Raw genomic sequence first — 20667 nt, 5'->3', positions numbered from 1 at the left:
GGCACCCGGCCGGGGCCGCCCCCTCTCAGGGGGTGGTCCCGGCCGTCGTGTCGTGGGGCAGGGTCGCCGTCAGGGCCAGGGCGGCCTGGTCGTCGTCGTTGTCCTGGCCGGCGGTGAAGGCGTGGACGGCGCGGGTCAGCTGCTCCAGGAGGGCGACCGCGCCGGGCCGGCGCGGGGCGTCGCCCAGGGCACGGGCGAGGCGCTCCTCGCCGAACTGCTCCCCGTCGGTGCCGCGGGCCTCGGTGATGCCGTCGGTGTACAGCAGCAGGCTCTCGTGCGCGGCCAGACGCAGGCGGTGCGGGACGAGGTGCGGGTCGGGGGTGATGCCGAGCAGCGATCCCGGCGACTCGACCGCGCGGACGCCGCCCCGCGCGTCGACGACGAAGGGCAGGGTGTGCCCGGCGCGGACCAGTTCGACGTCCAGGCCGTCGGCGGTGGCGGCGAGCTGGCCGTAGACGAGGGTGACGAAGCCGGTGCCGTGGCTGCCGTGGCGGTTGAGGAGGGCCTGGTTGATCGCGGTGACGACCGCTCTGGGGTCGGGCAGCAGCGGGGCGACGGCACGGGCGGTGTGCCGGACCAGGGCGGTGGTGGTGGCCGCGCCGGCGCCGCGCCCGCACACGTCGCCGAGCATGAACGCCCAGCGGCCGTCGGCCAGGCGGAACACGTCGTAGAAGTCGCCGCCGATGTCGAGCCCTTCGCCGGCGGGGTGGTAGTAGGTGGCGACGTCGGCGCCGGGGATGTCGGGCAGGTCGGGCAGCAGCAGGCCGGCCTGGAGGTCGCGGGCGAGGTCGACCCGGTGGGTGTACTGACGGGCGTTGAGCGCCGCCGAGGCGGCACGGCGGGCCAGTTCCTCGGTGAGGGCGACGGTGTGCCCGTCGAAGACGTCCTCGCCGGTGGTCAGCAGGGTCAGGGTGGCGAAGGTGCGTCCGCGGTCGAGCAGGGGCACGCACAGGTAGCCGGTGACCGCGAGGTCGTGCCAGGGTCCGGGGCCGGTGGGAACACGCCGGGCGACCTCGCTCATGCCCGTGGCCAGCACGCGGGCGACGGCGTCGTCGTGGGCGTCGTAGACCGGGATGTGGGAGGCGAGCAGGGCCTCCTCGGCCGGGGTGGGGCCGCTGGTGGCGATGCGGCGGACCCGGCCGGCCTCGACGACGTCGACCGCGCACAGCGGCGCGAGGCGGGGGACGCAGACCCCGGACAGGCGCTGGAGCGTCTGGGTGTAGTCCAGGTCGGCGCCCAGTGCCGTGCTGGCCTCGAGGAGGAAGGCCAGGTCGTCGCGGACCGCCTCCTCCTTGGCCTCGGCGGCGACGCGGGCCTCCTCGGCCCGGTGGCGCTCGATGGCCAGCGCGGCGGTGTCGGCGAAGACCCGGGCCAGGGCGAGGTCGGCCTCCTGGGGTGCCCGCGGGGCGCGGTGGTACATCGCGAAGGTGCCGAGCAGCGAGCCGTCGGCGGCCAGGATCGGGGTCGACCAGCAGGCGGCGAGGCGGGCCCGGTCGGCCAGGTCGCGGAAGGCCTCCCAGTACGGGTCGGTGGCGATGTCGGTGACGATCACGGGCCGGCGCCGGTGCGCGGCCGTGCCGCAGGAGCCGACGCCGTCGCCGGTGGCGATGCCGTCGATCGCCTCGTTGTAGAAGTCGGGCAGGCTGGGGGCCGCGCCGTGCCGCAGGTGCCGGCCGTCGGGGTCGGCGAGGAGTACGGAGACGAGGACCTCCTCGGGCGCGAGGTCCTCGATGACCCGGGCCATGCCCTCCAGGGTCTGGTGCAGCGGGGCCTGGCGGGCGATCTGTTCGAGGAGCGCCCGGTGTTCGGCGGTCAGCCGCTGGGCCTGGATGACCTGGGTGGTCTCGACGCCGATGACCCGGACGCCGACGATGTTGCCGCCGGCGTCCGAGCGCGGCTCGTAGGTGAAGTCGAAGAACGCCTCCCGCGCGGCGGAGCCGGTGCCGAGCAGGACGCGGGCGTTGTGCCCGGTGTGCGGTTCGCCGGTGCGGTAGACGCGGTCGAGCAGCCGGATGAAGCCCTGCTCCACCAGCTCGGGCATCAGCTGTCCGATCGGCACGCCGGTGCGGGCCCGCTCCGCGCCGCCGATCGCGGCGAAGAACGCGGCGTTGGCGGCCTCCACCATGTGGGCGGGGCCGGCCAGCGAGGCGAACACGGCCGTGGACCGGCCGAACAGGGCGCGCAGGTCCTGCTCGTGCCGACCGGTGCCGGTCTCGCCGGCGTCCTCGGACCCGGCCTGGACCGGCCTCTGTTCCGGAGCGCGCGTCATGACCCTGCTACCTCTCACTCGCCGAACGTGACGGGGCCGGAGTCTCCCCGTCGTGAAGCTCAGGGGCACCCGCCCCATCCGCACCGACGGCGGCCACGGCGTCCCACGCCGTGGGGTGCGCCGGGATGGCCTGGTCCAGGCCGGTCAGGGAGAACACCCGCGCCACCGAGGCGGGCACGGCCGCGAGGCGCAGGGCACCGCCCCGGGCCGCGAGCCGCAGGTGCATGCGCACCAGCCAGCCGATCCCGGACGAGTCGCAGAACTCGAGGCCGGAGCAGTCGACCACGACGAGCCCCGGCTCGGGCACCGCGGTGTACAGCCGCTCGGCGGCTTCCTCCAGCTGGACCGCGCTGGCGTGGTCCAGCTCGCCGCGCAGGGCGAACACCCACGCCTGAGCCATCGGCCCGACCTCGACCGCGAACACCCTCAGCCGCCTCCACATCCCCGTGACCCGGACGTCACGATGATAGTGCCGCCCGCGGGGTGGACGTGAGGGCCCTTCGGCCCGAGGTCGAGCGCGGAGACGGGTTCGTCGCAGACGACCAGCCGGGGCCGCAGGGCCAGGGTGCGGGCGTCGGAGCAGCCGGCGCAGGCCGCCGCGCGGTAGGGGTCAGCGGGTCTTCGCCCGTTCGGTCTCCCCGCCGGCGGCCGGCCGGCCGAAGCGCTCGTGCAGGGCCCGGTCGATCTGCTCGGCGTCGCGGCCCCGGGTCTCGGGGACGTACGCGCTGACGAAGACGAAGGCCAGCGCGCAGATCGCGGCGAAGATCCAGAAGGTCTCGCCCTGGCCGACGGCGTCCGCCACCGGCAGGAAGGCGAGGCTCACGGCGAAGTTGGCGATCCAGTTGACGGCCGTCGACACGCCGGAGCCCTCGGCCCGCACCGAGGGCGGGAAGATCTCGCCGATCAGGGTCCAGAAGACCGGGCCGAGGCCGCCGGCGAAGGCGGCGATGTAGACGACCATGAAGAGGAGGGTGAGCAGGGAGTTCATGCCGGTGACGAAGGCGAGCCCGAGCAGGAACACCGAGACGGTCATCACCGCCAGGGACACCAGGATCATGGGCCGGCGGCCGGCCCGGTCGACCACCCGGACCGCCACCACCGTCATGATCAGGTTGATGGCGCCGATGCAGACCGAGTAGAAGATCGAGTTGGAGGCGTTGAGGCCGGTCTGCTGGATGATGGTCGGCGCGTAGTAGATGATCGTGTTGATGCCGCCGAGCTGCTGCACCGCGGCGAGGGTGAGGCCGACGATCAGGGCCGGGCGGACGTCCGGGGCCAGCAGCCGCCTCGCTCCGCCGGCTCCCTTGCGGCCGGAGTCCGCCTCCTGGGCCGCCCGGTCGTCCTCGATCCGCTGCTGTGCGCGGCGCACGATCTCGTCGGCGGTGTCCTCGCCGGCGAGGGCGGCGATCCCGCTGCGCGCCCGCTCGGCCCGGCCGTGGGCGATCAGCCACTGCGGCGACTCGGGCAGGAGCCACAGCGCCGCGGCGACGAGCAGCGCGGCCGGGATCGCCCCGACGGCGAACATGGCCCGCCACGTCCCGCCCCCGGCGAAGGCCAGGTTGACGAGGTAGGCGACCAGGATGCCCACGGTGATCATCAGCTGGTTGAGCGTGAGCAGACGGCCCCGGACGGCGGTCGGGGAGATCTCCGACAGGTAGACCGGCACGGTCGCGGACGCCGCCCCGACGGACAGGCCGAGGACGACGCGGCCGGCGATCAGCGTGCCGTAGCCGCCGGCGAAGGTGACGACGGCGGTGCCGAGCAGGAAGACGACACCCACCAGGCCCAGGGCGCGGCGCCGGCCGAGCCGGTCGGCCAGGGTGCCGGCGCAGGTGGAGCCCACGGCGGCGCCGACGAGCAGGACGCTGACCACGCTGCCCTGCTCGAAGGAGTTCAGGTGGAAGTCGCTCTTCAGGTAGAGCAGGGCGCCGGAGACCACTCCGGTGTCGAAGCCGAAGAGGAAGCCGCCGAGGGCGATCGCGACGGCCCAGAGCGTGATCTTCCGGATCGCCCGCGGTGGGAGGTCGGGCAGCGGGCCGCGGGTGCCGGGTTCGCGTGAGAAGCCCTGAGCCATGTCGCGTCCTCGCATCCCGCCGGTTCGGTCCGTGCGGCCATCCTCGGCAGGGGAGGTTCGCGGCGACACCGGTGTGCCCAGGACGGGTGAACGGGTTCACGCCGCGGGGTGGGCTGGTGGGGGGAGTTACCGGGCGGTGTCCGGGGCCGGTGCCCGGCGGCCCTGCCGGGAGGCCGGGGCCAGGAAAAGGGTCAGCACCGGGACGAGGTACAGGGCCCAGACGACGACCTGGAGGACCGTGGGGTCGGGCTGGAAGTTGAAGATGCCCTTGAGCAGGGTGCCGTACCAGCTGTCCGGCGGGATCGTGGTGCTGATGTCGAACGCCGTGTCCGGCAGCCCGCCGAGGATCCGCGCCTCCTGGAGGTCGTGCACGCCGTACGCCAGCACGCCCGCGGCGACGACGACCAGCATGCCGCCGGTCCAGGTGAAGAAGCGGGAGAGGTCGATGCGCAGGGCGCCCCGGTAGAAGAGCCAGCTGAGGGCGACGGCCGAGGCGATGCCGAGCAGCGCCCCGGTCACCGGCGCGGCCGAGCCCCCGGTGTCCGCTGCGGCGCGCACCGAGGTCCAGACGAACAGCGCCGTCTCCAGGCCCTCCCGGCCCACCGCCAGGAACGCGGTGAGGACCAGGGCGGCGGTGCCGGTCTGCAGGGCGGCCTCCAGCTTGCCGTGCAGCTCCGCCTTCAGGTGGCGCGCGGTGCGGCGCATCCAGAAGACCATCCAGGTCACCAGGCCGACGGCGACGATGGACAGGGAGCCGCCGAGCGCTTCCTGCGCCTCGAAGGTCAGCTCCTGGGAGCCGAACTCCAGGGCCGCGCCGAAGGCCAGCGCGGCGGTGCAGGCCGCGGCGACGCCCGCCCAGACCGGCTTCAGGGCGTCCCTGCGGCCCGTCTTGACCAGGTAGGCGACGAGGATGCAGACGACCAGGCCGGCTTCCAGGCCCTCGCGCAGGCCGATGAGGTAGTTGCCGAACATGCGCCCGGTCCCTTTCCGTCGTTGATTCCGCTCGGTTCTACTCGGTTCCGCTCAGGAGAACAGCGCCCGGCCCCACCAGTCGTCCCGGTCCCGGACGCCCGGCGGGATGGCGAACAGCGCCGAACCCACGTGCTGGATGTATTCGTTGAGCCCGTCGTGCGCGGCGAGGCCGCGCTGCACCGGCACGAAGCCCCGGGCCACGTCCCGCTGGTAGGCGAGGAAGAACAGGCCGGCGTCGAGGCGGCCGAGTCCGTCGGTGCCGTCGGTGAAGGAGTAGCCACGGCGCAGCAGGCGGGCCCCGCCGTTGGAGTCGGGGTGCGCGAGGCGCACGTGGGAGGTGGGCAGCATGGCCGGCAGGAAGGGCTCGTCGCGTTCGTGCGCCTTGCCGACGGGGGCGCCCTCGCCCTTGTCCCGGCCGAAGACGTCCTCCTGCTCCTGCAGCGAGGTGCGGTCCCAGGTCTCGATGTTCATGCGGATGCGGCGCGCGACCAGGTAGGAGCCGCCGGCCAGCCAGGCGGGGCCGTCCTTCTGCGACACCCACACGTGCTGGTCCAGGGCGGCGGTGTCGGTGCCCGCGATGTTGCGGGTGCCGTCCTTGAAGCCCATGAGGTTGCGCGGCGTCTGCTCGTCGGGCGTGGTGGACGACGTCTTGCCGAAGCCGAGCTGCGACCAGCGCACCGCGACCCGGCCGAAGCCGATGCGGGCGAGGTTGCGGATGGCGTGCACGGCCACCTGCGGGTCGTCGGCGCACGCCTGCACGCACAGGTCGCCGTCGCTGCGGGCGGCGTCGAGGTTGTCCCCGGCGAAGGCCGGCAGGTCGGTCAGGGCGGCCGGGCGGCGACCGCGCAGGCCGAACCGGTCGTCGAAGAGCGAGGGCCCGAAGCCGACGGTGAGGGTGAGCCGGGAGGGCTGCAGGCCGAGGGCCTCGCCGGTGTCGTCCGGCGGGGCCTCGGCGGTCCCGCCGTAGGCGCCCTCGCCGACCGGTCGGCCGGTCGTCATGCGCTCGGCTGCCCTGGTCCAGTCCCGCAGCAGCCGGGCCAGCTCGGCGCGGTCGTCGGTGCGGACGTCGAAGGCGGCGAAGTGCAGCCGGTCCTGCACGGGGGTGGCGATGCCGGCCTGGTGGGCGCCGTGGAAGGGCACCTCCGTGTCGTCGGCCGCCGGTGTGTCGCCGCCCCGCGCGACGGCCACGGCCCCCGCGGACGCGGCGCCGCCCAGCGCCAGGCCGGCGGCGCCCCAGCCGAGCACGGCGCGCCGGGAGGTGCGGGTCTCGTGTCCTTCTGCCATGTCGTGCCGGTCCCCGGAGCTACTTCACGACCGCCGCGGCGAGCTTGGACAGCGGCTCGGCCAGGGCGTTCACCGCGTCGGAGAGGTCCTTGCGCTGGGCGGTGGTGACCTTGTCGTAGGAGGTGAAGTCGTAGGAGGAGGTGTTCGGGCGGTAGCGGTCGAGCAGGGTGTTCAGCGCGGCGAACTGCTTGTCCAGCTCCGTGACGAGTGCGGGGTCGTTCTTCGCCGCGACCGGCTTGAGCAGCTCGTAGGAGGTCTGGGCGCCCTCGACGTTGGCCTTGAAGTCGACCAGGTCGGTGTGCGAGTAGCGCTCCTCCTCGCCGGTGACCTTGCCGGTGGCGACCTCGTCGAGCAGCTCCTTGGCGCCGTTGGCCATGGAGGTGGGGGTGATCTCGGCGGTGCCGACCTTCTGGACCCAGACCGCGAGGTCCTTGTCGAGGGTGTCGGCGAGGGTCTTGTCCTCGGCGCCGAGCTTGCCCTCCTTCCAGAGGGACTTCTCCAGGCGGTGCCAGCCGGTCCACTTCTCGCCGGGCTTCAGGTCGGCGACGCCGTCCTCGCGCAGGTCGACCTTGGGGTCGATGTCGCCGAAGGACTCGGCGACGGGCTCGGTGCGCTCCCAGCCGATGCGCGAGGCGGCGTACACCTTCTTCGCGGCGTCCAGGTCGCCGGCGCGGACGGCGTCGGTGAACGCCTTCGCCTTGGGCAGCGTCTCGTCGGCCTGGCGCCGCGCGTACTCGCGGTAGCCGGCGACCGCCTTGTCCATCTCCGGGGACCGCTTGGCGGGCGTCCCGCCGGTGGCCTTGACCGGGCGGCGGAAGCCGTCGCCCTTCATGCCGGGGCGGCAGGTGACGGCGTAGTCCCCGGCCTTCACCTCGGCGGTCAGCCGAGCCTTGGTGCCGGGGCCGATGTTCTCGCGCTCGGTGACGATGCGGTCGTCGGGGAAGAGCAGATAGACCTCGGTGACCTTGGAGCCCTTGTTCTCGATGTCCAGGCGCACGTGGCCGGCCGGGAACTCCTTGGTGGAGACCTCGCAGGAGTCGTCCTTCGCGGTGACCGCGACGGCGCCGTCGCCGTCCTTGGCGTCGGACTTCTCCGTGCAGCCCGTGACGGCGGTGAGCACGGTCACCGCGGCCAGGGCGGTGACGGCGGACAGGCGGGCGGGTCGCATGGGGGCTCCACGGAGATGAACGGCACGGCCCCGGTCGGAGATCGGCGGGGCGGGTTCAACTTAGTCGAGCCTTACCTAAGTACTGGCAACAACGGCATCACAGCTTCGCCAGGACTCGGCCTCAGCCGGGTCAAGCGCTGACAAAGACGCCCCCGGCGGTCTTCCCGCCGGGGGCGTCCTGACGACCTGCCGCGGATCGCTCCTATGCCTTGTGCTGCATGCTGGAGCGCGCCGGGTTGCCCTGCTCCTCGCGCTTGGGGTCCTTCTCGTCCGCCTTGGCGCGCACGCCCTGCCGGATCCGGTCGCCGATCTTCTCGTCGATGTTCGACCAGTAGGTGAAGGCCCGCTCCAGGACCGGCTCGGTCACGCCGTTCAGCAGGTGGCCCACCACGTTGTCCACCAGGCGGTCGCGGGCCGCGTCGTCCAGGACCTCGCGGACCATGGTGCCGGCCTGGCCCCAGTCGTCGTCCTCCGCGTGGTCGACGTAGGCCGCCCGGGTGATGTCGCCGTCGGCGTACCAGGAGGGCGGGGTGCCGTACTGCGCGGTGTCGGCGGCGGGGCCGCCCTTGGAGTTCGGCGCGTAGACCGGGTCGGTGGTCTTGCGGAACGCCATCGCGCCGTCCTTCGAGTAGGTGTTCACCTCGACGACGGGGGCGTTGACCGGGAGCTGCTGGTAGTTGGCGCCGATGCGGTAGCGGTGGGCGTCGGCGTAGGAGAACAGCCGGGCCAGCAGCATCCGGTCCGGGCTGGGGCCGATGCCGGGCACGAAGTTGTTCGGCTGGAAGGCCGCCTGCTCGATCTCGGCGTGGTTGTCCGTCGGGTTGCGGTCCAGGGTCATCCGGCCGACCTCGATCAGCGGGTAGTCGCCGTGCGGCCACACCTTGGTCAGGTCGAACGGGTTGAACCGGTAGCCGGCGGCGTCCTCGTACGGCATGACCTGCACGTACAGCGTCCAGCTCGGGTACTCGCCGTCGCGGATGTGCTCGAACAGGTCCCGCGTGTGGTAATCCGTGTCCGCCGAGGCCATCTGGTCGGCCTCGTCCTGCGTGAAGTGCTCGACGCCCTGGTCGGTCTTGAAGTGGTACTTCACCCAGAAGCGCTCACCGGCGGCGTTGATCCACATGTAGGTGTGGGAGGTGTAGCCGTTCATGTGGCGCCAGGTGCGCGGGATGCCGCGGTCACCCATCAGCCAGGTCACCTGGTGCGCGGACTCCGGCGAGAGGGTCCAGAAGTCCCACTGCATGTCGTGGTCGCGCAGGTTGTTGTCGGCCCGGCGCTTCTGGGACCGGATGAAGTGCTGGAACTTCATCGGGTCCTTGACGAAGAAGACCGGCGTGTTGTTGCCGACCATGTCGTAGTTGCCTTCGCTGGTGTAGAACTTCACCGCGAAGCCGCGCGGGTCGCGCCAGGTGTCCGGGCTCCCGCGCTCCCCGGCGACGGTGGAGAAGCGGATCACCAGGTCGGTCGTGGTGCCGGGCTGGAACAGCGCGGCCTTGGTGTACCCGCTGACGTCGCCGGTGACCTCGAAGTGGCCGAAGGCGCCGCTGCCCTTCGCGTGCGGCTGGCGCTCGGGGATGCGCTCCCGGTTGAACTGCGCCATCTGCTCGATCAGGTAGGCGTCCTGCAGCAGGATCGGGCCGCCCGGTCCCACGGTGAGCGAGTGCTCGTCGCTCTCCACCGGGGCGCCGGAGTCCGTGGTCGTCGGCTTGCGAACGTCGTCCGTCATGCCCTTCTCATCTCCTCGGGTCTCCGCTTACGAAGCACCAGTGACCGTGTTTGGACGGTGTCAAACCTAGGATCTGCTCAGAGTGGAATGTCCGCCTCCGGGAACCCGCCCGGCATGCCTCTCCTGCTGGTCCTCTTCGGCGCCACCGGCGACCTGGCGAAGCGCATGCTGTTCCCCGCCCTGTTCGAGCTGTACTCCCGCGGTCTGCTCCCCGAGGAGTTCGTGGTCGTCGGCTCCGGACGGCACTCCCCCGGGTCCGACGCGGACTTCCGCCGCGACGTCGCCGAGGCGGTGCTCACCGCGGCGGGCGGCGCCGACCGCGACGCGGTGCGCGGCTTCGCCGAGCACGTCACCTTCGCGACCGCCTCGGCCGAGGACGGCTCCGCACTGACCGAGGCCGTCGCCGGACACCGGTCCCGGCTGGGCGAGGGGTGCCGGACGCTGGTCTACCTCTCGGTGCCGCCCGAGCACCTGGGCGGGATGCTCCGCATGGTCGGGCGCGAGGGCATCGCCGACGGCGCGGCCCTCATGGTGGAGAAGCCGCTCGGCGAGGACGTCGGCAGCGCCCGCGAGCTGAACGCCCTGCTGGCCTCCCTGGTGCCGGAGGACCGGATCCTGCGCGTCGACCACTTCCTCGCCAAGGAGCCGGTGCGCGACCTGCTCACCCTGCGCACCGCCAACGGATGGCTGGCCTCGCAGTGGGACGCCGGCCACATCGCCTGGGTGCGGATCGACGTTTCGGAGACCATCGGCATCGAGGGCCGGGCGTCGTTCATGGAGAGCACCGGCACTTTCAAGGACATGGTCCCCACCCATCTGGGCCAGGTCCTCGCGGTCGTGGCGGCGGAGCCGCCCGCGGGGCCCGGCGCCGACGCGGCGCGTGCGGCGCGGCTGCGCCTGTTCGAGCAGACCCGCCCCTTCGACCCGGCGGAGACGGTGTTCGGCCAGTACGAGGGGTACCGCGACGAGGACGGCGTGGCCGCCGACTCCGGGACCGAGACGTTCGCCGCGCTGCGGGTGTGGGTCGACAACGACCGCTGGCGGGGCGTGCCCTTCCTGCTGCGCACCGGCAAGGCCCTCGGCTCGTCCGACGCGCGGGTCACCCTCCGCCTGCGGGCGCCCGCCGGGGACGGGACGGAGGCGGACGGCAGTGACCTCGTCGTCGGTCTGGGCGAGCCGGGTGACCTGCGGCTCGGCGTCCGCCTGGGCCGGCCCGGGCCCGAGCCGGGAGTGGTCGAGCGGGCGCTGCGCCCGGCGCCGCCCGCCGGCGGGGACACTCCCGGGCTCAGCGCGTACGCCCGGGTCTTCCGGCACGCCCTGGAGGGCGACCGCACGGTGTTCACCTCCGCCGCCGAGGTCGAGCGGCTGTGGGAGCTGGCCGCGCCGATCCTGGAGCGGCCGCCGCGGGCCCGTCCCTACCCGCGCGGCTCGTCCGGGCCCGAGGACGCCGAGCGGCTCGCCCCGGACGGCGGCCGGCGGGAGGAGGCGTGATGAGCGGGGCCGGCACCGGGGCGGACGCCGGCGGCTACCCGCCCATCGCGGAGCACGGCCTGATCGGGGACCTGCGGACGGCGGCCCTGGTGGGCACGGACGGGCGGATCGACTGGTTCTGCGCCCCCCGCTTCGACTCGCCGAGCATCTTCGGCGCCCTGCTCGACGCGGAGAAGGGCGGCTCCTGGGGGATCGAGCCGACCTGCGAGGTCACCGCGCACCACCAGTTCTACTTCCCCGACACCACCATCCTGGTCACCCGGCTGCTCACCGAGGAGGGCATGGTCGAGGTGCAGGACCTCATGCCCGTGCTGCGCGCCCGCGACCCCGAGCACCGCCAGCGGCTGGTGCGCCGGGTCAGCTGCGTGCGGGGCAGCATGCGGCTGCGGACCCGGATCGCGCCGCGCCCCGACTACGGCCGCGCCGAGGTGCGCGCCGAGCGGCACGGCGACGCCGTGGGCTTCCACTCCCCCGGCCTGACCGTCCGGCTGCGCGCCACCGTGCCGCTGGAGACCGACGGGGCCGACGCCGTGGCCGAGTTCGACCTGGTCCAGGGCGAGACGGCGGTGTTCGTACTGACCTGCGGGGAGGACGCCTGCTCCGGGGAGGGCACGGCCCCGCTGGCGGCCGAGGAGGCGGCCGGTCTCTTCGACGCCACGGTGGCGTTCTGGCGGAGCTGGATCTCCCGCTCCGCGTACACCGGGCGCTGGCGCGAGATGGTGCACCGCTCGGCGCTCACCCTGAAGCTGCTCACCCACGAGCCGAGCGGCGCCATCGTCGCCGCGCCGACCCTCGGCCTGCCCGAGGTGGAGGGCGGCGAACGCAACTGGGACTACCGCTACGTGTGGATCCGCGACGCCGCGTTCTCGCTCTACGCGCTGCTGCGGCTGGGCTTCACCGACGAGGCGGACGCCTTCATCGGCTGGCTGACCCGCTGCCTGAGCAACGTGCACGCCGACGGCAGCGGCCCGCTGCGCTCGATGTACACCATCGACGGGGAGCCGGTGCACGAGGAGTCCGTCCTGCACCACCTGCACGGCTACGCCGGTTCCTCACCCGTCCGCCTCGGCAACCAGGCGTCCGGGCAGCGCCAGCTCGACGTGTACGGCGAGGTGGTCGACAGCATCTACCTGTTCAACAAGCACAGCGCCGGCATCTCGCACCAGACCTGGAGCGATCTGCGGCGGGTCCTGGAGTGGCTCCTGGAGCACTGGGACCAGCCGGACGAGTCGATCTGGGAGACCCGGGCGGGCCGGCAGGACCACACCTACTCGCGGCTGATGTGCTGGGTCGCGGTGGAGCGCATGATCCGCATGGCCCGCCAGCGCGGCCTGCCCGGCGACATCGCGCGCTGGAGCGCCGTGCGCGACGAGATGTACACGCAGATCATGGAGCGGGCCTGGAACCCGGACATCGAGAGCTTCGTGCAGACCGTCGCGGGCCCGGGTGAGACCCCGCGGGCCGTCCTCGACGCGGCGCTCCTGGTGATGCCGATGGTCAAGTTCGTCTCGCCGACCGACCCGATGTTCGCCACCACCCTGGCCGCGGTGGAGAAGGAGCTGGTGGCGGACAGCCTGGTCTTCCGCTACCAGCCCTCGATGGCCCCCGACGGCCTGGACGGCGCCGAGGGCACCTTCTCCATCTGCTCCTTCTGGTGGGTGGAGGCCCTCACCCGCGGCGGCCGGGTGGAGGAGGCGCGGGTGGCGCTGGAGAAGATGTTCACCTACTCCAACCACGTGGGCCTCTACGCCGAGCAGATCGCCGTCACGGGCCGACAGCTGGGCAACTTCCCCCAGGCGTTCACCCACCTCGCCCTGATCAGCGCGGCGGTCAACCTGGACCGGATGCTGCCCTAGCTCTTGGGTGCTTCGCCGAGGGTGTCGGTGTCGATGACCGCGCGATAGCGGACGTCGCCGCCGACCACCTTGTCGTAGTACTCGTCCACCTGGTCGGCGGAGATGACCTCGACGGTGGCGGTGATGCCGTGCTCGGCGCAGAAGTCGAGCATCTCCTGCGTCTCGGGCAGCCCGCCCACCATCGAGCCGGCGACCGCGCGGCGCATGGTGAGCACGGAGAAGGCGCCGAACTCCAGGGTGTCGCTGGGCGCGCCGAGGTTGACCATGACGCCGCCCCGGCCGAGCGTGCCGAGGAACTTGTCCAGCGGGATGTTGGCCCCGACGGTGTTGACCAGGACGTCGAAGGTGCCCTGGAGGTCGTCGAAGACCGACTCGTCCTCGGTGGCGTAGTAGTTGCGGGCGCCGAACTCCTCGCCGTCCTTCTTCTTGGCGTCGGTGCGGCTGAGCACGCTGACCTCGGCGCCGAGCGCGGCGGCGATCTTGACGGCGACGTGGCCGAGGCCGCCCATGCCGATGATGCCGACCTTGGTGCCGGGGCCGACGCCGTGCCGCTTGAGCGGGGCGTAGGTGGTGATGCCGGCGCACAGCAGGGGCGCGGTGCCGGCGAGGTCGACGCCGTCGGGGATCTTGACCACGAAGTGGTCGCGGACGACGATCTGACGGCTGTAGCCGCCGCGGGTGACCTCGCCGTCGTAGTCCTCGGTGGCGTAGGTCTGCACGACGCCCTTGGCGCAGAACTGCTCCTCGCCGTCCCGGCAGGCCTGGCATTCGAGGCAGGAGTCGACGAAGCAGCCGACGCCGACGGTGTCGCCGACCCGGTGACCGGTGACGTCGGCGCCGACCTCGGTGACGGTGCCGACGATCTCGTGGCCGGGGGTCATCGGGAAGATGGCCACGCCCCACTCGTCGCGGGCCTGGTGGATGTCGGAGTGGCAGATGCCGGCGTAGCGGATGTCGATACGGACGTCGTTCGGGCGCAGGTCGCGGCGTTCGATGGTGACGGTCTCGAACGGGGCGCCGGCGTTCTCGGTGGCGAGGGCGGAGACGGTGGTGGTCACGAGCGGTACTCCCGGTGTGTGGGGGTGGTCAGGCGAGGTCGCTCAGGAAGTCGAGGAGGACCCGGTTGAACTCCTCGGGGTGCGAGGCGTTCAGGCCGTGCGGGGCTCCCGGGACGACGACGAGCCGCGCGCCCGGCACGGCCTCGGCGGTGCGCCTGCCGCTGACCTCGAAGGGGACGATGGCGTCGGCGTCGCCGTGCACGACGAGGGTGGGCACGTCGACCTTGCCCAGATCGTCGCGGAAGTCGGTGCGGGCGAAGGCCGCTATGCAGTCCAGGGTGCCCTTGGGGGAGGCGAAGGCGGCGATCTGCTTGGCGTACAGCCGCTGGTCCTCGGAGACCTTGAGCGTGCCCTCGGCGGAGAAGAAGTTCGTGGTGAACTCCTCCAGGAAGGCGAGGCGGTCCTGCTTGACGCCCTGCTCGAAGCTCTCGATGGTGGCGTCGTCGAGGCCGCCCTCGGGGTTGTCCGGCGCCCGGTAGAGGTACGGCGGCACGGCGGCGGCGAAGACGGCCGCCCTGACCCGCTCGCGGCCGTGCCGGGCGAGGTAGCGGGCGACCTCGCCGCCGCCCATGGAGAAGCCGACCAGGGTCACCTCGCGCAGGTCGAGGGCGGTGAGCAGAGCATGCAGGTCGTCGGCGAAGGTGTCGTAGTCGTAGCCGTCCCAGGTCTGCTCCGACTCGCCGAAGCCGCGCCGGTCGTACGTGACCACGCGGTGGCCGGCCTCGACCAGGGCGCCGACCTGCGCCTCCCAGGAGCGGCTGGACAGCGGCCAGCCGTGGATGAGGACGACGGGCGCGCCGGAGCCGACGTCCTGGTAGTGGAGGGCGAGCGCGGAGTCGGGCGGGGTGAGGACCGGCATGGGGGTCTCGCTTTCGGCCGTGCGGGGGCGTTGTGGGGGTCTTGCCGCCTGCACGGGTGCCCAGGTGGGGCGGGGTGATGCGCGGGACCACGGGGGCGCCGGCCCGCCTCTGGTGCGAGGGGGGCCGGCGCGGAGGGGCGAGGGGTCAGAACTGGAGCGACCAGGCGTTGACGTAGCCGGTGTCGTTGACCCAGTTGTCGGTGACGCGCAGCTTCCAGGTGCCGTTGGCCGTCTCGGCGGAGGCGTCGACGGGGTAGGTGGCCTGGACGTTGTCGGCGCCGTCGTTGCTGTCGTAGCCCTTCAGCGGGTAGGCGGTGCCGTCGGGGGCGATCAGCTCGACCTTGAGGTCGCCGCGGAAGGTGTGCCGGATGTCCACGGTGACGGCGAGGTTCGCCGGGGCGTTGCCGGTGACGCCGGTGACCGGCAGGGGCGACTCGACGGTGGCGTTGTCGCGGATCTGGTAGTCGTCGGTGTTCTCGAACTTCTTGCCGGTGGGCGGCGGGGTGGTCCCCCCGGTGCCGGTGTACAGCAGCCGGTTCGGGGAGCCGGTGCGGGCGTCGGTCACCTTGTTCGGCGTGGCGTCGGAGACGAGACGGTCGCGCACCTGGGCCGGCGTCCAGGTCGGGTTGGCGGCGAGCAGCAGGGCGGCCGCGCCGACCACGTGCGGGGTGGCCATGGAGGTGCCGCTCATGGTCTGCGAGGCGGTGTCTCCGGCGTTGGAGGAGGAGACGATGCTGTCGCCGGGGGCGAAGAGGTCGAGGCAGGAGCCGTAGTTGGAGCCCTGGCCGTTGCTCCAGCCGGTGGCCCGGGCGTCCCGGCTGTTGGTGGCGCCGACGGTGATCGCGGCCGGGGTGGACGACGGGGAGTAGGAGCAGGAGTCGGCGTTGTTGTTGCCGGCCGCGACCACCCAGGTGACGCCGGAGGCGATGGAGGAGGCGACGGCGTCGTTGACGGACTGGGTCTTGCCGCCGCCGATGCTCATGTTGGCGACGGCGGGCTTCACGGCGTTCTTGGTGACCCAGTCGATGCCGGCCAGGACCGGCGCCCAGGTGTCGCCCGAGGTGCCCTGGCAGTTGAGCACCCGGACGCCGATCAGCTTGACGCTCTTGGCGACGCCGTACGACGCGCCGCCGACGGTGCCCGAGACGTGCGTGCCGTGGCCCTGGCAGTCGGAGGCGTTGGAGTCGTTGTCGACGAAGTCGTACCCGCTGACCGCCCGGCCGCCGAAGTCGCGGTGGGTCATGCGGATGCCGGTGTCGACGATGTAGGCGTTCACGTTGGCGGCGCCGGTGGCGTAGCTGTAGCTGCGGTCCACGGGCAGGTCGCGCTGGTCGACGCGGTCCAGGCCCCAGGAGGGCGGGTTGGGCTGGGTGTCGACGGCGTAGGCGGCGGCGTCGGCCTCGACGCGGGCGACGGAGGGGTCGGCGGCCAGCTCCTTCGCCTCGTCCTCGCTCATCCGGACGGCGAAGCCGCGCAGGGCGGCGGTGTAGGTGTAGCGCACACTGCCCGCGTGCTCCCTGGCCAGGGCCTTGGCGGTGGCGGGTATGTCGGTGCGGGCGACCGAGTCCCTGAAGGTGACGAGGTAGGACCCGTCGACGGCGCCGGGGCGGTCGGCGCCGACGATGCGGCCCTCGCCGTTCCCGGGGGGTGTGGGGGCGGCGGTCGCCGCGGTGGTCGAGGCGGTCGCGACGAGTACGGCGGCACTGGCGCCGGCGGCCAGCAGGCGCCGGAGGGCGCGGGCCTTGAGCTCCATGGTCTCTCCCTTGAAGCGGGGCCGTAGCGCCATGGGCATGACAGGCTACGGCCCGGATGTGGGGGTGTGGCAGCGGCCAGAGCCTGGGGCAGGGAGGCGGAGCGCAGCAATCCGTAGCGCTACCCAAAGAGTGGGGACGCCCCCTGGAGCATTCCGTAGGTGGCCGCCCCCCTATTGCGAGCGGCGGCGCGGACGGGTAGACCACGTGCCCTGGCGGGAGGTGGGTCCGTGGAGAGACGCTTCGTCGGCCGGGCCGAGGAGGTGCGGCTGCTGCGGCGGGCGCTGCGGGCCGGCCCGGGCCTGACCGTGGTCCGCGGGGAGCCGGGAGCCGGGGTGTCGCGGCTGGTGGACGAGGTGCTGGACGGTTCCGCGGACGAGGCGGGGTGCGCGGGGTGGACGCAGCTGCGCGCCGGCTGCCCCGACGGCCCGCCGGACGCGGCGCCGCCGGGGCCGGTCGCCGACGCGCTGGCCGGCCTGCCGCACCGGCCGTTCGAGGCGCCGCCGCCCCCGGTGACCGGCGTGCTGGCCCTGGTCGTCCCCGAGCTGGCCGACCGGCTGCCGCCGCCCCCCGCCGCGGCGGCCGACCCCGAGGTGCGGCGCGGGCTGCTGCCGCGGGCGGTGGCCGCGCTGCTCGCGGCGCTCGGGGACACGGTCCTGGTGGTGGAGGACGTCCACCGGGCCGACCCCGCGAGCCTCGCCATCTTGCGCCACCTGACGGCAGCGCCGCCGGCCCGGCTGCGGCTGCTCGTCACCGAGTCCACGGCGCCGGGGCTGCCGCTCCTCGCCCTCCCGTCGACGGGCCGGCTGCCCGTCACGGAGGTCGCGGTGCGGCCGTGGACGCGGGCGGAGACGGAGGAGTACGTCGGCCACTGGCTGGCCCGCCACCACGCGGGCCGGCAGCACGAGCGCCCGGCCCTCACGGCCCTGGTCCACCACCTGACCGCCGGCCTCCCCGGCCCGGCGACGGCACTGCTGGACGCCGCCGCACCGGGAGCACCGGGAGCACCGGGAGCGGCCGGGGAGCCTCGCCGGGAGCCAGAGGCGGGGGCCGGGGCCGGGGGGCTGGCGGGGTGGCCGCCGGCGGATGCGGTACCGGCGTTCGGCGGCCCGCCGGCCGGCGCGGGCCCACCTCCGGTGCCGGCGCAGCACCCGGCCCGGCACCGGGAACGGGCTTCGGCCGACGCGTGGGCATGGAGCTCGGCACGCCCGGGTCCGGGACCGCTCCCCCGGCAGGGAGAGCGGACGCCACAGCCGGAGCCGGAGCCGACCACCCTCGTCACCCGGTGGGCCACCGGCGAGCCGCCCGCCGACGACGACACGGAACCCTTCCGCGGGCCCGACCGCCCCCATACCCGGCACCCGGCTCCGGCGCCCGGCCTGCCGTACCCGGAGACGGAACCGCCCTCCGGGGCCGGGTGGACGCCCGCCCCGCACGCGGAGGCGCCACCCGCTGCGGAAGGGTCGACCGGCACCCCCCGCCCGGTGGGGGCATCTCCCGAGCGCCCCCGGACTGCCGACGTCCCGTGGGCCACCGCCCCAGGGGGGACCGGCACCCAACAGGGCGACGTGGTCCGTGTCGTGCGCGAGATCGGTGTGCCGGCCCGCGTGGCCCGGGAGTTCGCCGGACGGTGCGAGCCTCTCGGGGAGGACGCGCGGCGGGTCGTGGAGGCGGCGGCGGTGCTGGGCCTCGCGGCGGACATCGACGTGCTCGCCGAGGTGGCCGGGGTGGGGCCCGCGCGGGCCGGGGCCGCCGCGGAGGCGTGCCTCGGCCGGAGTGTGCTGCGCGCCGACGGGCGGCGCGTCGGCTTCCGGCATCCGCTGGAGCGCGGGGCCGCGCTGACCCGGCTGTCCGGGCCGCGGCTCGCCCGGCTGAGCCTGCGCGCCGCCCGGGCCCTGCGCCGCGGCCCCGACGGGCCGCCGCCGCTGACCGAACTGGCCCGGCTGTACCGGGCGGCGGGACGGGAGCGCGAGGCGGTGCGCTGCCTCGTCGTGGCGGCCGACCGGGCGGCGGCGGTCGCCGACTACACCACCGCCACCGACCTCTACACCCGCTCCGTGGTCGAGGATCCGCGCGCCGCGGGACGCGTCAGGACCGCCGTGAAGCTGGCCCGCACCGCGCAGCTCGCCCGGGCCGGCGAGGACGTGGTGGCCGCGGTGCGGCGGGTGCTGGAGGAGGACGACCCGCCACCGAGGCTGCGCGGCGAGATCCGGCTGCACCTCAGCGTCGTCCTGCGCAATCAGAGCGGTATGGCGCTCGACAGCCTCAACGAGGTCGCCCGCGCCGTCCCCGACCTGGAGGCATCCGACCCGCAGACCGCCGCCCGGGCGATGGCCGTGGCCGCCATCCCCTCCATCAAGGGCTGGCCCGTCGAACGCCACCGCGCCTGGCTGGAGCGGTGCGAGGCGCTCGCCGACCGCGTCACCGAGCCGGTGGCCCGTGCCGCCGTCGCCGCGAACCGGGCCACCGCGCTGATGCTCCTCGGCGACCCGCGGTGCTGGTCCGCCGCCGAGGCGCTGCACGGCCCGGCCGGCTCCGCGATGGAGGCGGCGCACCACACCCGCGGCTGGACCAACCTGGCGCACGCCGCCACGGCCCTCGGGTACGGGGAGCGGGCACACGGGTTCCTGGGCCTCGCGGCGGCCGGGCTCGCGGACACCAGCAGCCCGTACGTGGAGGGGCTGACCCGGACCGCCCGGCTGGTGCTCGCCTGGCACGAGGGCGCGTGGCAGGACCTCCACGAGGCGGCCGACCGCACCGCGCGGCTCTACGCCGAGATCCCCGACCTGACCGCCGAGGCCATGCTGGTGCGCGGCCTGACGGCGCTGCACGTGCTCGGCGACGTCCCCCGGGCCCGCCGGGACCTCGTCGAGGCGGCCCGCGTCACCCGCTACGACACCGGCGTCATCCTCACCGCCTCCGCCGCCGCCCTCGCCCGCGTCCACCTGGCGGCCGGCCGGCCCGGGCAGGCGTGCGAGGCGGTGGAGGAGACGCTGGGCCGGCTGGCCAGGACCGGCGGCTGGGTGTGGGCCGGCGAGCTGGTGCCCACCGCGGTGGAGGCCCTGCACGCCAGCGGCCAGGGCGACCGGGCCGGGCGCCTCGTCGCCGACTTCGCGGCGGGCGTCACGGAGTGCGACGCGCCGGCGGCGCGGGCCGCGCTGACCACGGCGCGAGCCCTGCTCGCCCGGGCCGAGGACCGCGCCGAGGAGGCCGGCGCCCTGCTGGCCGGCGCGGCGGCGGCCTGGCGCCTGGTCGGCCGGCCCTTCGACGCCGCCCGGGCGGCCGAGGCCCGCGGGGAGTGCCTGCTCGCGCTGGGCGACGCGGGCGGGGCGGCGGCCGTCCAGGAGGTCGCGGAGGTCTACCGGGAGCTGGGCGCCCGCTGGGACGTGGCCCGCTGCGGGCGGCTGCTGCGCCGCCACGACATCGTCACCACCCACCGCAGGGGCCGCCTCGGCTACGGCGACCAGCTCTCACCGCGCGAGCGGGAGGTGGCCCACCTGGTGGTGCAGGGCAGGGCCAACCGGGACATCGCCGAGAGCCTCGTGCTGTCCACCCGGACCGTGGAGCACCATGTGGCCCGCATCATGCGCAAGCTGAACGTGGCGTCCCGGACCGACATCACCACCACGTGACTCGCCCCTCACCACCACTTGATTTCGCCGTACACGCATCTCCATAATGCCCTTATGCATAAGCGGGTTATGGAATCTCCGGCCGCCGACGAGTCCGCCGAGCTCATGACCGCCGTGGAACAGCTGGTCCGCTATGTGCGGCGCGGCGCCACCACCGGCGGGCTCAGTCCGGCGGCCTCGTCCGCCCTCAACCGGCTGGGCCGCGAGGGCCCGCAGCGGCTCACCGAGCTGGCCCGCGCGGAGGGCGTCACCCAGCCCAACATGACGCAGCTCGTGCAGCGCATGGAGCGCGCCGGGCTGGTGCGCCGCACCGCCGACCACGCCGACGGCCGGGCCGTGCTCGTGGAGGTCACCGACGCCGGCCGGCAGGTGTGCCGGCAGCGGCAGGACGAACGGGCGCGGGCGCTGCGGCGGCTCGTCGAGCGGCTGACCGACGCCGAGCGGGAGGCGGTCGCGGTCGCCCTGCCGGCGCTCGCCCGCGCCGTGCACGAGGTCTGACCGCGACACGTACGGAACGAACGGAACGA

Annotated in this window: 14 protein-coding genes; 4 read left to right on the top strand and 10 right to left on the bottom strand. The window is 74.0% G+C overall.

Annotation, left to right across the window (positions count from 1 at the left end):
* Positions 1-25 precede the first annotated feature (25 nt).
* The 7 genes from ACGFZL_RS24155 to ACGFZL_RS24125 form a co-directional block, all read right to left on the bottom strand.
* On the bottom strand, positions 26-2269 hold the full coding sequence (locus ACGFZL_RS24155) for a GAF domain-containing SpoIIE family protein phosphatase (RefSeq protein WP_393694613.1): 2244 nt from the start codon (positions 2267-2269) through the stop codon (positions 26-28).
* Positions 2270-2276: 7 nt separating this feature from the next.
* Positions 2277-2669 (bottom strand): STAS domain-containing protein, encoded by a 393-nt coding sequence (locus ACGFZL_RS24150; RefSeq protein WP_393694611.1) that lies wholly within the window; start codon positions 2667-2669, stop codon positions 2277-2279.
* 210 nt (positions 2670-2879) lie between these two features.
* Positions 2880-4343, bottom strand: coding sequence for a sugar porter family MFS transporter (locus ACGFZL_RS24145; protein WP_393694609.1), 1464 nt, complete (start codon positions 4341-4343; stop codon positions 2880-2882).
* Positions 4344-4469: 126 nt separating this feature from the next.
* Positions 4470-5315 carry an iron uptake transporter permease EfeU gene (efeU, locus tag ACGFZL_RS24140; protein ID WP_393694607.1) on the bottom strand — a complete coding sequence of 282 codons (846 nt, stop codon included), beginning with the start codon at positions 5313-5315 and terminating at the stop codon, positions 4470-4472.
* A gap of 51 nt (positions 5316-5366) precedes the next feature.
* On the bottom strand, positions 5367-6599 hold the full coding sequence (gene efeB, locus ACGFZL_RS24135; protein WP_393694605.1) for an iron uptake transporter deferrochelatase/peroxidase subunit: 1233 nt from the start codon (positions 6597-6599) through the stop codon (positions 5367-5369).
* 19 nt (positions 6600-6618) lie between these two features.
* Positions 6619-7767, bottom strand: coding sequence for an iron uptake system protein EfeO (gene efeO, locus ACGFZL_RS24130; RefSeq protein WP_393694603.1), 1149 nt, complete (start codon positions 7765-7767; stop codon positions 6619-6621).
* Positions 7768-7969: 202 nt separating this feature from the next.
* Positions 7970-9493 carry a catalase gene (locus tag ACGFZL_RS24125; protein WP_355171788.1) on the bottom strand — a complete coding sequence of 508 codons (1524 nt, stop codon included), beginning with the start codon at positions 9491-9493 and terminating at the stop codon, positions 7970-7972.
* Between the two features lie 114 nt (positions 9494-9607).
* Between ACGFZL_RS24125 and ACGFZL_RS24120 the strand changes: the two genes are divergently transcribed.
* Both ACGFZL_RS24120 and ACGFZL_RS24115 read left to right on the top strand, forming a co-directional pair.
* Positions 9608-10984 carry a glucose-6-phosphate dehydrogenase gene (locus ACGFZL_RS24120; protein WP_393694601.1) on the top strand — a complete coding sequence of 459 codons (1377 nt, stop codon included), beginning with the start codon at positions 9608-9610 and terminating at the stop codon, positions 10982-10984.
* The gene (locus tag ACGFZL_RS24115; RefSeq protein ID WP_393694599.1) at positions 10984-12840 is read left to right on the top strand and encodes a glycoside hydrolase family 15 protein; all 1857 of its coding nucleotides are present in this window, start codon (positions 10984-10986) and stop codon (positions 12838-12840) included. Before ACGFZL_RS24120 ends, ACGFZL_RS24115 begins: the two co-directional genes overlap by 1 nt.
* Here ACGFZL_RS24115 and ACGFZL_RS24110 read toward each other — a convergent pair.
* From ACGFZL_RS24110 to ACGFZL_RS24100, 3 genes are all read right to left on the bottom strand, one after another.
* Positions 12837-13898, bottom strand: coding sequence for an NAD(P)-dependent alcohol dehydrogenase (locus ACGFZL_RS24110; protein WP_393694597.1), 1062 nt, complete (start codon positions 13896-13898; stop codon positions 12837-12839). The two genes, ACGFZL_RS24115 and ACGFZL_RS24110, sit on opposite strands and share 4 nt — an antisense overlap.
* Before the next feature lie 28 nt (positions 13899-13926).
* The gene (locus ACGFZL_RS24105) at positions 13927-14757 is read right to left on the bottom strand and encodes an alpha/beta fold hydrolase (protein ID WP_393694595.1); all 831 of its coding nucleotides are present in this window, start codon (positions 14755-14757) and stop codon (positions 13927-13929) included.
* Between the two features lie 145 nt (positions 14758-14902).
* Entirely contained in the window at positions 14903-16510 is a 1608-nt protein-coding gene (locus ACGFZL_RS24100; RefSeq protein WP_393694593.1) for a S8 family peptidase, read from the bottom strand.
* Between the two features lie 228 nt (positions 16511-16738).
* On the opposite strand from ACGFZL_RS24100, the gene ACGFZL_RS24095 reads away from it, so the two are divergent.
* Both ACGFZL_RS24095 and ACGFZL_RS24090 read left to right on the top strand, forming a co-directional pair.
* Positions 16739-20140 (top strand): LuxR C-terminal-related transcriptional regulator, encoded by a 3402-nt coding sequence (locus ACGFZL_RS24095; RefSeq protein ID WP_393694591.1) that lies wholly within the window; start codon positions 16739-16741, stop codon positions 20138-20140.
* 54 nt (positions 20141-20194) lie between these two features.
* On the top strand, positions 20195-20638 hold the full coding sequence (locus ACGFZL_RS24090; RefSeq protein ID WP_355171802.1) for a MarR family transcriptional regulator: 444 nt from the start codon (positions 20195-20197) through the stop codon (positions 20636-20638).
* Positions 20639-20667 lie beyond the last annotated feature (29 nt).

The sequence above is a fragment of the Streptomyces sp. NPDC048182 genome (assembly GCF_043202555.1).
In the GTDB taxonomy this organism is placed as follows: Bacteria; Actinomycetota; Actinomycetes; order Streptomycetales; family Streptomycetaceae; genus Streptomyces.
Note: the sequence above shows the minus strand (reverse complement) of the source record. Positions and strands in the feature narration are given on the sequence as shown.

Excerpts from the sequence above, each read along its gene's own strand:
- ACGFZL_RS24155 (WP_393694613.1), bottom strand. The coding sequence starts at position 2,269 with ATGACGCGCGCTCCGGAACAGAGGCCGGTCCAGGCCGGGTCCGAGGAC.
- ACGFZL_RS24150 (WP_393694611.1), bottom strand. The coding sequence starts at position 2,669 with ATGGCTCAGGCGTGGGTGTTCGCCCTGCGCGGCGAGCTGGACCACGCC.
- ACGFZL_RS24145 (WP_393694609.1), bottom strand. The coding sequence starts at position 4,343 with ATGGCTCAGGGCTTCTCACGCGAACCCGGCACCCGCGGCCCGCTGCCC.
- efeU (WP_393694607.1), bottom strand. The coding sequence starts at position 5,315 with ATGTTCGGCAACTACCTCATCGGCCTGCGCGAGGGCCTGGAAGCCGGC.
- efeB (WP_393694605.1), bottom strand. The coding sequence starts at position 6,599 with ATGGCAGAAGGACACGAGACCCGCACCTCCCGGCGCGCCGTGCTCGGC.
- efeO (WP_393694603.1), bottom strand. The coding sequence starts at position 7,767 with ATGCGACCCGCCCGCCTGTCCGCCGTCACCGCCCTGGCCGCGGTGACC.
- ACGFZL_RS24125 (WP_355171788.1), bottom strand. The coding sequence starts at position 9,493 with ATGACGGACGACGTTCGCAAGCCGACGACCACGGACTCCGGCGCCCCG.
- ACGFZL_RS24120 (WP_393694601.1), top strand. The coding sequence starts at position 9,608 with ATGCCTCTCCTGCTGGTCCTCTTCGGCGCCACCGGCGACCTGGCGAAG.
- ACGFZL_RS24115 (WP_393694599.1), top strand. The coding sequence starts at position 10,984 with ATGAGCGGGGCCGGCACCGGGGCGGACGCCGGCGGCTACCCGCCCATC.
- ACGFZL_RS24105 (WP_393694595.1), bottom strand. The coding sequence starts at position 14,757 with ATGCCGGTCCTCACCCCGCCCGACTCCGCGCTCGCCCTCCACTACCAG.
- ACGFZL_RS24100 (WP_393694593.1), bottom strand. The coding sequence starts at position 16,510 with ATGGAGCTCAAGGCCCGCGCCCTCCGGCGCCTGCTGGCCGCCGGCGCC.
- ACGFZL_RS24090 (WP_355171802.1), top strand. The coding sequence starts at position 20,195 with ATGCATAAGCGGGTTATGGAATCTCCGGCCGCCGACGAGTCCGCCGAG.